Origin of the sequence: Pseudoalteromonas caenipelagi (genome assembly GCF_013140855.1) — a bacterium.
Taxonomy (GTDB): Bacteria; Pseudomonadota; Gammaproteobacteria; order Enterobacterales; family Alteromonadaceae; genus Pseudoalteromonas; species Pseudoalteromonas caenipelagi.
Genome location: NZ_JABBPG010000001.1, coordinates 240,984 through 253,700 on the forward strand (window position 1 = coordinate 240,984; position 12,717 = coordinate 253,700).

Here is a 12,717-nt window from a genome sequence, read left to right on the forward strand (position 1 = left end):
ACGATGGTAAGACAGCTCTCAAGTGAGATAAAACAGTATCTCATCATAACTGGTAACTATTGGGCTTTTACCCTGACTGATGGCGCGCTGCGCATGCTTGTGGTGCTTTATTTTCATCAGCTTGGATATAGCGCGATTGCCATTGCGATGCTGTTTTTGTTTTATGAGTTCTTTGGCGTTGTAACTAACTTGCTAGGTGGCTGGTTAGGAGCCCGCCTAGGACTCAATAAAACCATGAACCTTGGTTTAGCTTTGCAAATAATTTCACTGGTTATGTTGGCCATAAATCCGCAATGGTTAACGGTCGGCTATGTTATGGCAGCACAAGCGCTGTCAGGCATAGCAAAAGACCTAAACAAGATGAGCGCCAAAAGCGCAATCAAGCTGCTAGTACCTGAAAATGCAGACGGTACACTCTATAAATGGGTTGCTAGGCTCACAGGGTCTAAAAACGCACTTAAAGGTGTTGGCTTCTTTCTAGGTGGTGCATTGTTGGCAGCTATGGGTTTTGTGGGCGCTTTATGGGCGATGGTTGGGTTATTAAGCGTTGCTTGGGTGTGCAGTTTAGTGTTGTTAAAACAAGATTTAGGTAAAAAGAAGTTTAAGCCTAAATTTAGTGAGCTGCTATCCAAAAGTCGTCAAATCAACATTTTGTCTGCAGCCCGATTGTGTTTGTTTGCATCTAGAGATGTTTGGTTTGTGGTCGCCTTGCCAGTATTTTTGTCATCAACCTTTGGCTGGGATCATACCCTTGTGGGGGGATTTATGGCCGCTTGGATTATTTTTTATGGCATAGTGCAGGCCAACGCGCCAAAAATTACTAACCATAAAAACAAACCTAAGATACCGGCTAAGCAGTTGACGTTTTGGGCAATGTTACTAACGATAATCCCTGCTTCTATTGCGGTTGCACTGACAAACCAAGTCGCCCCAATGTGGGTGATTGTTATCGGCTTGCTATGTTTTGGTGGCGTATTTGCGATTAACTCATCGCTGCATAGCTACTTGATTGTTAAATTTGCTGACAGTGATGGTGTCTCACTCGATGTTGGCTTTTACTACATGGCAAATGCTGCGGGTAGATTGTTTGGTACTGTGCTCTCTGGCGTTATCTATCAAAGCTATGGCCTTGAAGCGTGTTTGTGGCTATCAAGCCTTTTGCTGTTGATAACCGTGATAATAAGTAAGCAGCTAGGTTACCAGAGTTAATTGCTAACAATAGGGGAGGTAGCCGTGTGGTATCTCCTTTATTGATTTGTGGCTGTCGATTTTTTTAGAGTAACTGTTCTCGGCTTAACTGAATCTATATTTAAAAATGCTTTGTTAAAGACTGCTAAGCGCTTTTAATGCCTGCGCTTGGGAGCCTTGTGCTACATGTTGTTGATTGACAAGATGACTTCCTAATAACTCAACTTCAGCGTAACGAGTATATTGGGGGGCGTGTATAAATGGGCTCTTGCACCATAGTTAAAAAGGGAGACTTCATAAGCAATTCCATTTGTTAAAATGCACTGTTTTTATATCCAGTTCTTTGTCCAATTACATTGTTATGGCCCAATATGTCCAATTTTAACGGAGTGTTTTTTGAAAGCTTTTTAGACTTTGTTTACATTGAAGTTTTTACATGAAAAAATAGGTACACGTAATATGGCCCCGTTTTGTAGGTATTTATTCCTACATTTTCGCAGAGAATAAGCTGTTATACGTTTCAGGAGTTCAGTGTTGGCAAAAGTTATATTGCAAGGGTTTATAGTCGTACCAGATTCAGACCTTGAGATAGTAAAACACCCATAAAAGCCTCACATTACAAGAGGCCGGTTGCTTTTTGTTCGTTCCTCACTTATTTTAGCCACCTCCAATTTGCCGCATAAAACGGCGTTACAACTCATAGCCCATTAGTCAATTAAGGAGATTTAACTTGAAAAATGCATTAATAATATTCGTCATGCTACTTTCTGTGCAACCTGTTATAGCTGCAGAAAATTATCAATCGGGAAAAATTAAAAATATCACGGCTACAACAGACGGTCTGATGGTAATGATGGATACGAGGTTGCCGTCAAACTGTGAAGGAACGCCTTACGGTTGGATGTTAATAGAGCAAAAGAATACCACAATAATTTCTGTAGTATTGGCAGCGTGGGCGTCTCAAGCCAAGTCTGGAACTATATATACATCCGGGCGTCCGGATGGTGGTTATTGTTTAGTCATTCAATTTGATCCTGCCAACTAAGTTGTAACAGGCGTGCCAGTAAAGTAGTGGAGTTACATCTCATTTACACAGGTTCAAATGTGGTTCTGTCTAAAAAAATATGCCCACAGGACTCAAACTCAAGAGGACTTTTCTGATTATAAAACATCATTAGGCCCATGAAATTTGGATGAAATGATCGACTTCCTTAGCGAAGAATATGATAATCTTTTGCCAAGCGCTTGTTACTGGTACGATGAGTTGTTACTCTCAAATCAGTAACAAAAACTAAAGGCAAAATCATGCAAGAATTTTTCGAGAAGTTTGCAGTTAATACCAAAATTAATGTGGTATGGGGAGAAATGGATGCGTTGGGGCATGTGAATAACGTGTCGTACTTTCGTTACTTCGAAACCGCACGAATAGATTTTTTAAAACAAACGGGGCTACTTTCTATATTATCAGAACCCACATATAGCCCTGTGTTACGCGATACTTATGCGCAATACAAACGACCGGTAACTTTTCCAGATACTTTGTATATCGGCTCATATATTACCGATATAAAAGAAGACCGCTTCACCATGTGCTACGAGGCGTTTAGTGAGTCACAACAGGCAGTATGCACAACAGGGTATGCAACTGTGGTGATGTTTAATATGAAAACAGGGCAAAAGTCGCTGATCCCAGAGCATATATTGACCATACTTAAGCAATACGAGATGGACATCAATCAATAGGGTCTTGGCGCCTTATCCTGTTCAGTGCTGGTAATGTACGATTACCAGAAAGGTTAACTAAATTCAGTTAACCTTTTTAGGGCTTATAGATGACCAAACTTTTTAGGCGTTAGTTGGTTGGTGCATTAGAAAGTTAATGCTATTGGGTTTTACTGACTCAAATATACAGCTCTCAAAGTAGAGTAGGCAAACTTTGAAGTAGGCGTCTACAGTTACTTCGTAAACCTTACTTTCATCTTAATGCACTGTAATTGGGAGATCGTTTACCACCAATGATTGACCATTTTTCTGCGCGCGAAGAAAGCTTGAGATCAAAACGTCATTAGACAAGGAGCTAATATCATTAACCTCCTCAACCATGCAAAACGTAACAGACTCCCAGCCTAAATCTTTAATAAAGGTTTTAAGCTGATTAATGTTATCTTGATAATTTTCATCGGTTGTTAGCAGGCCAATAGAGTGTTTGTTGCCGGGTTTGTATTTGCTATGGTGTGTGGTCGAACATTTAGCGTATCCGCTTAACACATACACTGTATTTGTGTTTTGATTCATCTTGGTGGCACTCTTAATTTTTGTTACTTTCCATACGCTCATGCACTTTTTAAACCAAGCTTGAAAATACACTCGCATTTATTGCTTAGGCATTGAAAATAAGAGAGAAATTGCTACTTATCCTGAAAAAGGTGTCAATTTTTTGTGATACTGAGCCCGGCTTGTACTAATGAGTTACATTTTATGGACTGGCACTCAAACTTGTTTGAAGCGAATGAATGGACGTCTAAAGCTTGAGAGGTTGGGCTTCAACTCATAACTTGTTATAGGTTAAGGGATAAATTTGCGTATTAATTTTCCAAAGTTGAAACCGAGCAAGAGATCTTTGTTTTATTCTAAAAAAGCAGGGGAGTACCCCCTGCACTGAGTTAAAAATAACATAAGTGGGCAAAGTTAATCGGTATAGGCATACTCGCTTAGACCAAGTTCAACTAAAACCTGATCTAAATGGGCTTTTGCTTCATCTGAAGGCCCAGGGTAATCACCAGCAATGGGAACATTGCCAAGGTAACCTATGTCTTTACAGCCTTCAGGTGTACAGAAAAAGGCTGCGAGCACTAACTCTTTAAAGCGCAAAAAGGCTTTACCAATACGCTGAAATTGCGCAGGTGTTTGCTCGTTTAAAAACGCAATATCATCTAAAATCGCGCGATGTTGCTTTTCGCTAAGCGCAACAAATTGCTTTTTAAAACGAAGCTGTGCTTCATCGTTAAGCCAAGCTAATGAATTTAAAATTTTAATTCGGTCGCGCTGTTGGCCTTCATAAGGCGCGCTCACCCACTCATTGATCACTGCCGGTACTTGTAGCTCGCTGGCTGAAGGAATATCACCTTCGCGCGGTATTATATAATCAGCTAATAGAGCCACTAATGTCAGTTCGTCTGCCGTTAAGGTCAGAGGCCATGGTGATTCAGTTGGCATCACTAAATTAGGATCTTGACCATAGCCTTTAGCTGTCACAGGCTTAATATCTAAATCAGGCCAATGCGCTTTTGCAGAGACTGCGATGTCATCTTCAAGTACTTTTGTGCAGCCAGTTGTTAGACCAACCGCTGAGCCAGCTGCTAATAAACCAAGCCATTTTAATGACTCTCGGCGACTCATGTTAGAAACATAGTTATATGATTCATGTTCGTTACGATGATGCATAATTAAAGTACCCCGTTATCGATTTGTTGAGCAAGCCACGTTGAATTACGCATTGCCAGTGTCATGATGGTGAGCGTACAGTTTTTATGAGGGTTTGAAGCAAATACACCCGCATCCATAACAAATAGGTTATTACAATCCCATGTTTGACCCCATTGATTGGTGACAGAATCTTTCTTTGAGCTCCCCATTCGTGTGGTACCCACTTCGTGGATAATTTCGCCGCCTTTTGAAATTGCTTTTTCAGCTGGAGGGAGGTCGCCAACGGTTGCGCCCATGTTTTCTAAGATTTGCTTCGCGGTTTTTAAACCATGTTCGATTTGCTTTAACTCTCTATCAGACCACTTAAAGTGGAACTTTGATACCGGAATACCCCATTTGTCTTTAACGTTTTCGTCTATTTCCATATAGGTATCTTTGTTCGGTAGCATCTCACCACGAAGGGCAAAACCTACGTAAGAGCCATATGCATCACGAATTTGCTGTTTAAGGGCAGGGCCGTAGCCTTGTTTATCACCCGACACACCAGAGCCCGGTTGTCTAAAGCCACCACCAATTTCAAAGTGATAACCCCGTGGAAAGTCTAACTCATTGTTAGCTTGTGCTTTATGACCCCACCAAGGAATAAATAAATGATTAGCGGTATGGCCATCTTCGTTATAACGAGGGCGACCTTTAAGTGCTGGAATTTGCGCACCTAACCATGCCCCAGTCGAGTCCATTAAGTTTCGACCGACTTGGCCACTTGAATTAGCAAGGCCTTTAGGATGCTTCTTGCTCTTTGAGTTTAGTAAAATACGTGCTGATTCACAGGCACTGGCGGCTAAGATAACCACATCAGCATCAATGGCATGCTCTGTGACCGTATGTTTATCAACATACGTTACCCCAGTTACTTTACCTTGCTCATCAACCTTAACTGATTTAACCATTGCATCGGTAATTACTTTTAAGTTACCCGTGGCTTTTGCCATTGGTAGGAGCGATGTCGTGGTTTGAAAAGCAGCACCAATCGAGCAACCAGAGCCACATGGTGTTGCATAAAAACAGGCCATGCGGTCATCTTTAGGGCGGGTTAGTACCGCGCGGTGCATAGGCACTGCTTGAATTCCAATTTTCTTTGCAGAAGCAGCAATTAAAAGCTCAGGAACACGCGGTTTTGGTGGTGGCTGTAAAATACCGGGTGATGAATCAGGCATATCTTCATGGCCGGTATTAGTACCACATACACCAACAAGCTCTTCTGTTTTATCGTACCAAGGTGCTAGATCAGCGTATTCAAATGGCCAGTCTGCACCGTGACCATCACGGCTTTTACCTTTAAAATCGTGCTCACTAAAGCGTAATGAATAACGGCCCCAATGGTTAGTTCGACCACCTAGCATACGTGCACGCCACCAGTAAAAGTCACTGCCCTTAGCGCTAGTATAAGGTTCATCAGGCACTTGCCAGCCACCATCAACGGTTGCATCGTAAAAGCCAAAATTTTTGTCTTTATTACCAGCACCCATAAGCGGGGCTTCGTTGTTACGGCGAAACATCGGGCTTTCTGCTTTCGGGTCATAATTACGACCGGCTTCAAGTAATAAGACTTTGTGACCAAGTTTGGTCAGTGTATAAGCAGCCATTGCACCGCCAGCACCAGAGCCAACCACTAATACCTTATGTTTAAAATCAGACATCTCATAGCTCCTTAATTTTTATATTTTTAAACCACACTTTGTCACCGTGGTCTTGGAGCCCAATATGTCCTTGCTCTGCTGTTGCAAAGTTTTTCCAGCTTGCAAACTTGCTGCCTTTAACAAGTGTATTCCATGTTGTACTACCAATAACAATGCTGGTAGTACTGATACCGTTTTGCCAGACTTGTAAGTGGTTGTCTTGCATTTTAATGCGAACATGGTTCCAGCTATTTGCAGGTTTGTGTGCCGCAGTTGGCGCTGCAAATAAATCGTAAATTGAACCCGCTAAGTGAGAATCAATTTCGGTATCTGGGTGTTCTTCGTTGTTGATAATTTGAATTTCAGGAGCATGTGAGTAAATCATCTGCCCAGTTTCATCAGCCAGTACGAAAATGCCACTATTACCCTTGGTAGAGATTTTCCAATCAATCAGTAATTCAAAATTTTGGTACTGCTTTTTGGTTAGCACATCACCGCCACCTTTAGTTAATGTCATAGCGCCATCTTCAACAACCCATGCAGGGTTTAAAGATTCGCTTTTAAAATTGCGCCACAGCGACATATCTTTGCCATCAAACAATAACTGCCAGCCAGCTTGTTTTTCTTGTAGTGTAAGCTGATTGTCAGCCGTATTAGCGAGTGCACAGCTACTAACGGTAAGCATTAAAGTCAGTGCTTTAAAAGATTTAAACATAGTGTTCCTCGACGATTTACTTGCTTAAGATGCACATTTTTCGGTGCGTTTGTTGTTATTAACTACTAAATGCAACCCAATGAATGCGACGATTAAAATAATTGGGAAGATCAGTAGATTTTGTAATACAGCCTGTCCGGCTAAAATTTCAATTTGTTCAGCGCTTGCACCACTTGCCTTTGCCGATGAACGGGCAGCGTCTATCCAACTACCAATTACAGGGTTCCAGATGCTCATAGCAAACATGCCAGCACCGCCCATCAATGACATACCCAGCGCTCCTGACTTTGGAATGTATTCAGCAACGCAACCAAGCATGGTCGGCCAAAAGTAGGTAACGCCTAGTGCAAATAGCATAGCTGCCAGATAAATCATGCTGCCCTTGGCTTGACTCATCATAAAAATACCTAAGCTTGCACAAATGGCAGAACCAAGTAACACACCGCTAGGATTAAGCTTATGAACAATTGGACCCGCAAAGAATCGGCCAACAGCCATTAAGCCGGTGATTAAGGCTAATACCACCATAGGAGAAGCCCCTGAAGAACCTAAAATTCGCTCAATCCATTGTTGTGTACCAAACTCAGTAGTTGCGGTGAACGTCATACACACAATTAAAAAGATGTATAACGGCGTGAATAAGTTGCGAATATTACTGGTGGTTGAGTGAGTACGGATATCAAAACGAGGAAACTGAGCTTTAATTAGCATAGCGCCATAAATAACAGTTGGAACTAAAATTAATGCCACTTGCCACTGCCAATTTAGGCCCGCTCCCGACATAACGTTAGAAGCAAGTGCGCCAATCACAATGCCACCTGGAAACCAAACATGAAAACGGTTTAGCATTGTGGTGGTATTTTTAGGATACATTTCTGCAATCAGTGGATTACAGCCAGCTTCAACAGAGCCGTTAGCAAAACCAATCAAAAAGGTAGAAACTAATAAGCCCCAGAAGCCATCGGCAGTAATAGTAAAAATCAGACCAAGTAAATGACAGATAAACGCTAACACCACTAATTTTTTAGCACCAATAGCGTTATAAATAATACCGCCGACCATAGTTGCAACGGGAAAGCCCAAAAATGCCATAGCATTCACCCAACCAAGTTCGGTGTCGGTTAAACCAAATTCGCTGCCAAGTTGACCTAAAATACCAGCACGGATAGCAAAGGTCATAGAGGTCACAATCAGTGCTATACAACAAAGCCGAAAGACTATGCGGTTATAATTATTGTTGTCCATATTGTGTGTCCTATCGTTATCGGTTTTATAAACCTAAAATTCGATTATTACGCACAGTGTTTGTTGTGCCACTGGCAAAATCGTCAAAGGCTTTGTCCGTTGGGTTTATTATGTGAGCTTTAATAAACTCAGCACCTTCTGTTGCTCCATCTTCAGGGTGCTTTAAGCAGCATTCCCATTCAAGTACAGCCCAACCATCAAAACCATATTGAGTTAACTTGCTGAAAATCTGCTTAAAATCAACTTGCCCATCTCCTAAAGAGCGAAAACGCCCTGGTCGGTCTTGCCAGTTTTGAAAACCGCCATATACCCCTGAGCGGCCATTGGCGATAAATTCGGCATCTTTGACATGAAAGGCTTTAATGTGCGAATGATAGATATCGATAAACGCTAAATAGTCGAGCTGTTGCAATACGAAGTGGCTCGGATCATAAAGAATATTAACGCGCGGGTGATTATCTGTTGCCGCTAAAAAGCGCTCAAACGTCACGCCATCATGAAGATCTTCACCCGGATGCAATTCATAACACACATCCACACCATGCTCGTCAAAGCAATCCAAAATCGGTAACCAACGATTGGCAAGTTTGCTAAAGCCTTGCTCAACAAGCCCGTGTGGGCGTTGTGGCCATGGGTAAAAGGTATGCCATAAAAATGACCCCGAAAAAGTCGCATGGGTTGTTAAACCAAGGTTCTTGCTTGCTTTTGCTGCCAGCATCAGCTGCTCAGTTGCCCATTTTGTACGTGCTGCAGGATTACCTTTTACATGCTCTGCGGCAAAGTTATCGAACATTTCATCATATGCAGGGTGTACAGCAATTAACTGGCCTTGCAAATGGGTTGATAGCTCTGAAATTGTAAGTCCATACTCGGTGGCAATACCAGTGACTTCATCGCAGTATTGCTGACTTTGGGCTGCTTTTTCTAAATCGAAAATTTCGGGGTTAGAGGTTGGTACTTGAATTGCTTTGTAACCTAAACCGCTTGCCCACTCACATAAGCCACGAAGGCTATTAAAGGGGGCTTCTTTAGAAATAAACTGCGCCAAAAAAATTGCTGGACCTTTGATTTTATTCATTCTTTATTATCCAACCTGTAATTTTTGCCACTTGATGTCTTGCTTTGATGAAGCAACTACGTGCTCAATAAATGCCATACCACGCATAGCTTCATTGATGCCAGGTACATCAAATGATGAGTTTGTTACGTGGTCGCCTTGTTTAAATGCGTGAATTTGCGCAGCAAAATTGCGGTAAATATTAGCAAATGCTTCAAGGTAGCCTTCTGGGTGACCTGCAGGAGCTCGCAGTGCGTTTTGTGTGTCAGGGTGTAATTCACCCACACCGGCTCTGAGTAAAATAGACGGTTGGTTGTGACCACGCAGCCATAAACTATTAGGCTCAAGCTGTGACCATTCAAGGCTTGCCTTGTCGCCGTAAATGCGTAGCCGTAAGTTGTTTTCATCGCCTATTGCGATTTGGCTTGCCAGTAAAACACCTTTACAGCCATTATTGAATCTAAGTAGCACGGTACCATCATCATCAAGGGACCGACCATCAACGACATGGTTTAAATCAGCACAAAGCTCTGTAATTTCGAGGCCAGCAACATACTCGGCTAAGTTAGCCGCATGCACACCTATGTCGCCCATACAGCAGCTAATACCAGACTTACTCGTATCTAAACGCCAACTTGCTTGTTTTGAACCTTCGTCTTCACTGTGAGATAACCAGCCTTGGGTGTACTCTACAATCACTTTGCGAATCGTGCCAAGCTCACTGGCTTTAACGCGGTGTTTAGCTTCTTTTATCATGGGGTAACCCGTGTAAGTGTGGGTTAAACCGTATAAAACTTGCTGCTTTGCAATGATGGCTTGTAATTGTTTTGCTTCTGCAAGTGTTAGCGTTGCCGGTTTATCTGATAACACATGAATACCATGTTCAAGTGCCATTTTGGCCACGGGAAAATGCAAATGGTTTGGTGTTACAATTGCCACAAAGTCGATACGCTCATCAGTAGGTAATTTTGCCTCTGCGGAAAATAAGCTTTGGTAACTGTCGTAGCAACGACTGCTATCTAGCCCCAGTAATTCGCCGGTTGCTTTACACTTATTAGCATCTGAACTAAATGCGCCTGCAACAAGCTCTATCATTCCGTCTAATCGCGCTGCAATACGATGAATAGCGCCAATGAAAGCACCTTCGCCACCGCCAACCATCGCCATGCGGATTTTAGCTTTGCTCATATTAAGCGCTCCTAATTTAAATAGCGTTAGCTACTTTTAATATCATGATGTTGATAATAGGAAAGCTTGAGCAACAAGTGATAATAAAAATTCGGTTGGCAATGCAACAAAATCGGCGTTTAAAATATATGTGGCTATTCGGGATAGAGACAAAATCAAGCAATGGATATACATGAAATAATAAAAAAATCAGGTGTAAATCAGCTGATTGCTGCATTTGATTTACTGCCAGATATTCTCTTTTGGGTAAAAGACACCGATAGTAGAATCTTGCATTGTAATCAACATTTTATTGAGCATCAGGGTTATAAAACCCTAGAGCAAATTTTGTTAAAAACAGACTTTGATTTTTCGCCAAAACACTTAGCGTTTCAGTACGTCAATGATGATAAGCGAGTGATGGAAGGCTTCATAGTGACTGACCGTTTAGAGCTTAATCAAACCCAACAAGGTGAGCTTGGTTGGTTTTCAACATCAAAGCATGCTTTAAAAGATCACGATGGTAATGTTATTGGCACTTATGGTGTGACTCGGCACTTACAAAAAACCTCAAAAGCGCTTTCTCATGTACGTGCTGTTGAAGAGCCTGTGAAGTTTATTCGTGAGCATTATCATCGTCAGATCAGTATTGATGAATTGGCGGAGCTTGCACACTTGTCGGTGAGTGCCTTAGAGCGTCGCTTTAAAAAGCACTTGGCGAAAACGCCAAATCAGTTTATCAATGAAGTCCGTCTCGAAAATGCCCGCAAGCTACTGATTGAAACACAGCTACCGATTTCACAAGTTGCTTATCAATGCGGATTTTCTGAACCGAGTTACTTCAGCAAACAATTTCGGCGTCTGTTTGGTGAAGTTCCGTCACAAATGCGCTCACAACTCGGTTATTAACTAGTCTCTCTAACCATTAGAATCCCCTTTTTTTGCCCTTGGGCAAGAGTTAAACGCGCTTAACTTGCATCATATAACCAAGGAGTATGGCTGCTCCAATGCCTCCCATCAAGGAGACTATTTCAATTCTAAGTTTAATGAGTGCACGATGGGATTATCACGGAAGTGTCAAATCAGTTTGTCAGGTACCCGTTATTTTCTTTGTTCGTCACGCATTGTTGGACGGTGAGATAGGCTTACAGGTAATCGCCGAGGTAGGGTAGAAGATCACTTGTTGTTTTTAGCACGGTGTTTTGTGTTGATGTCTGTGCCTATACGGTGATGAGTCGTCACTCTCACAGTCTAATCAGGACAAATAACAGTTGGATTTTGCTCCTGTGTCGCTTATCTTAATCAAGTTATATTTGCCCTATGTTTGGGCGTTAGCGGTAAAAGGGGAGTTCGAACTTTGATATCTCAACTGCCAAAGTGGGTAGAACTTGGCGCCTTCATTTTAGCTTTCATTGCTGGTTGTGTTAATGCAATCGGTTTACTCGGCTTTGAACACCAGTCGGTGTCTCATCTTTCAGGAACAGCAACTCTGCTTGGTATTGAGTTATTAAGTCATTCGCTTCAAAAAATACTACACCTTATCGGCATTTTAGTTTCATTTTTAGTGGGTGCATCAATATCAGGCTTTTTACTGCATGGCTCTACACTAAAATTAGGTAGACATTACGATACAGCTCTTTTCGTTGAGTGTGTTATGTTGTGTTTATCATCATGGCTTTTATTTTCAGGCTCGTTTTATGGCCATTTCTTTGCTTCAGCAGCATGTGGCCTTCAAAATGCTCTGGCTACAACATATAGCGGTGCAATTATCAGAACAACTCATGTCACAGGCATTTTTACAGATCTTGGTATAATGTTGGGGTCTATTTTTAGAGGAGAGCCTCTTGATAGACGAAAGGCCTCGCTATTCTTATTTATAATATTTGGGTTTGTTTTAGGTGGCACAGCTGGCGTGTTATTTTACACCGAGTTTTTATTCAAAGCCTTGTTTATTCCTGCGGCTTTATGTCTGGTTTTGGCGGTTATCTATCGCGTGTATACTAAAAGTCACAGCTAGCAAGCGCATTGAATAACAAAGCACTCAAATTTAAGTCTTTGAGTGCTATTTCACACTTCTTAGAGCAAAATGCTTTTTGGCAAACATAAATTGAGTTTCAGACAATAATCGCTCATTCACTATTCTCAAATATAAATGGTCTGTCCAGCGATGAACGTCGCACGTAACCACATGATATAAAATTGATTTATTTAAATCCGCCCCGATGTGATGTCTTAAAACG

General features: G+C 41.8%; 12 protein-coding genes. 5 read left to right on the forward strand and 7 right to left on the reverse strand.

The genetic code is table 11. The annotated features are described in order from the left end of the window. Positions 1–3: 3 nt before the first annotated feature. The 3 genes from arsJ (at position 4) to HG263_RS01000 (ending at position 2,931) form a co-directional block, all read left to right on the forward strand. On the forward strand, positions 4–1,209 hold the full coding sequence (gene arsJ, locus HG263_RS00990) for an organoarsenical effux MFS transporter ArsJ (RefSeq protein ID WP_171624223.1): 1,206 nt from the start codon (positions 4–6) through the stop codon (positions 1,207–1,209). 709 nt (positions 1,210–1,918) lie between these two features. Next, positions 1,919–2,233, forward strand: coding sequence for a hypothetical protein (locus HG263_RS00995; RefSeq protein WP_216628326.1), 315 nt, complete (start codon positions 1,919–1,921; stop codon positions 2,231–2,233). Positions 2,234–2,493: 260 nt separating this feature from the next. Next, positions 2,494–2,931: an acyl-CoA thioesterase gene (locus HG263_RS01000; protein ID WP_171624224.1), complete on the forward strand. Its 438-nt coding sequence runs from the start codon at positions 2,494–2,496 to the stop codon at positions 2,929–2,931. A 237-nt stretch (positions 2,932–3,168) separates the two neighbouring features. Here HG263_RS01000 and HG263_RS01005 read toward each other — a convergent pair whose 3' ends face one another. The 7 genes from HG263_RS01005 to HG263_RS01035 all read right to left on the reverse strand — a co-directional run bounded on the left by HG263_RS01005 (position 3,169) and on the right by HG263_RS01035 (position 10,498). Continuing rightward, entirely contained in the window at positions 3,169–3,483 is a 315-nt protein-coding gene (locus HG263_RS01005; RefSeq protein WP_171624225.1) for a hypothetical protein, read from the reverse strand. Between the two features lie 393 nt (positions 3,484–3,876). After that, on the reverse strand, positions 3,877–4,632 hold the full coding sequence (locus HG263_RS01010) for a gluconate 2-dehydrogenase subunit 3 family protein (RefSeq protein WP_171624226.1): 756 nt from the start codon (positions 4,630–4,632) through the stop codon (positions 3,877–3,879). Positions 4,633–4,634: 2 nt separating this feature from the next. Continuing rightward, complete coding sequence (locus HG263_RS01015; RefSeq protein ID WP_171624227.1) at positions 4,635–6,314, reverse strand: GMC family oxidoreductase; 1,680 nt, start codon at positions 6,312–6,314, stop codon at positions 4,635–4,637. A gap of 1 nt (position 6,315) precedes the next feature. Then, positions 6,316–7,008 carry a 3-keto-disaccharide hydrolase gene (locus tag HG263_RS01020; RefSeq protein WP_171624228.1) on the reverse strand — a complete coding sequence of 231 codons (693 nt, stop codon included), beginning with the start codon at positions 7,006–7,008 and terminating at the stop codon, positions 6,316–6,318. Positions 7,009–7,032: 24 nt separating this feature from the next. Next, entirely contained in the window at positions 7,033–8,253 is a 1,221-nt protein-coding gene (locus HG263_RS01025; protein WP_171624229.1) for an MFS transporter, read from the reverse strand. 25 nt (positions 8,254–8,278) lie between these two features. Continuing rightward, a complete protein-coding gene (locus HG263_RS01030; protein ID WP_171624230.1) occupies positions 8,279–9,331 on the reverse strand; it encodes a sugar phosphate isomerase/epimerase family protein in 1,053 nt (350 codons plus the stop codon). 6 nt (positions 9,332–9,337) lie between these two features. Next, entirely contained in the window at positions 9,338–10,498 is a 1,161-nt protein-coding gene (locus HG263_RS01035) for a Gfo/Idh/MocA family protein (RefSeq protein ID WP_171624231.1), read from the reverse strand. A gap of 162 nt (positions 10,499–10,660) precedes the next feature. Here HG263_RS01035 and HG263_RS01040 point away from each other — a divergent pair, with 162 nt between their 5' ends. Together HG263_RS01040 and HG263_RS01045 are read left to right on the forward strand one after the other, a co-directional pair. Then, the gene (locus tag HG263_RS01040) at positions 10,661–11,386 is read left to right on the forward strand and encodes an AraC family transcriptional regulator (protein ID WP_171624232.1); all 726 of its coding nucleotides are present in this window, start codon (positions 10,661–10,663) and stop codon (positions 11,384–11,386) included. 448 nt (positions 11,387–11,834) lie between these two features. Next, positions 11,835–12,494 (forward strand): YoaK family protein, encoded by a 660-nt coding sequence (locus HG263_RS01045; protein ID WP_171624233.1) that lies wholly within the window; start codon positions 11,835–11,837, stop codon positions 12,492–12,494. The last annotated feature ends 223 nt before the right edge of the window (positions 12,495–12,717 follow it).

What these genes read in the sequence shown, in the direction of transcription:
- HG263_RS01040 (WP_171624232.1), top strand. Translation starts at nt 10,661, where the DNA reads ATGGATATACATGAAATAATAAAAAAATCAGGTGTAAATCAGCTGATT.
- arsJ (WP_171624223.1), top strand. Translation starts at nt 4, where the DNA reads ATGGTAAGACAGCTCTCAAGTGAGATAAAACAGTATCTCATCATAACT.
- HG263_RS01010 (WP_171624226.1), bottom strand. Translation starts at nt 4,632, where the DNA reads ATGCATCATCGTAACGAACATGAATCATATAACTATGTTTCTAACATG.
- HG263_RS01015 (WP_171624227.1), bottom strand. Translation starts at nt 6,314, where the DNA reads ATGTCTGATTTTAAACATAAGGTATTAGTGGTTGGCTCTGGTGCTGGC.
- HG263_RS01035 (WP_171624231.1), bottom strand. Translation starts at nt 10,498, where the DNA reads ATGAGCAAAGCTAAAATCCGCATGGCGATGGTTGGCGGTGGCGAAGGT.
- HG263_RS01020 (WP_171624228.1), bottom strand. Translation starts at nt 7,008, where the DNA reads ATGTTTAAATCTTTTAAAGCACTGACTTTAATGCTTACCGTTAGTAGC.
- HG263_RS01025 (WP_171624229.1), bottom strand. Translation starts at nt 8,253, where the DNA reads ATGGACAACAATAATTATAACCGCATAGTCTTTCGGCTTTGTTGTATA.
- HG263_RS01030 (WP_171624230.1), bottom strand. Translation starts at nt 9,331, where the DNA reads ATGAATAAAATCAAAGGTCCAGCAATTTTTTTGGCGCAGTTTATTTCT.
- HG263_RS01000 (WP_171624224.1), top strand. Translation starts at nt 2,494, where the DNA reads ATGCAAGAATTTTTCGAGAAGTTTGCAGTTAATACCAAAATTAATGTG.
- HG263_RS01005 (WP_171624225.1), bottom strand. Translation starts at nt 3,483, where the DNA reads ATGAATCAAAACACAAATACAGTGTATGTGTTAAGCGGATACGCTAAA.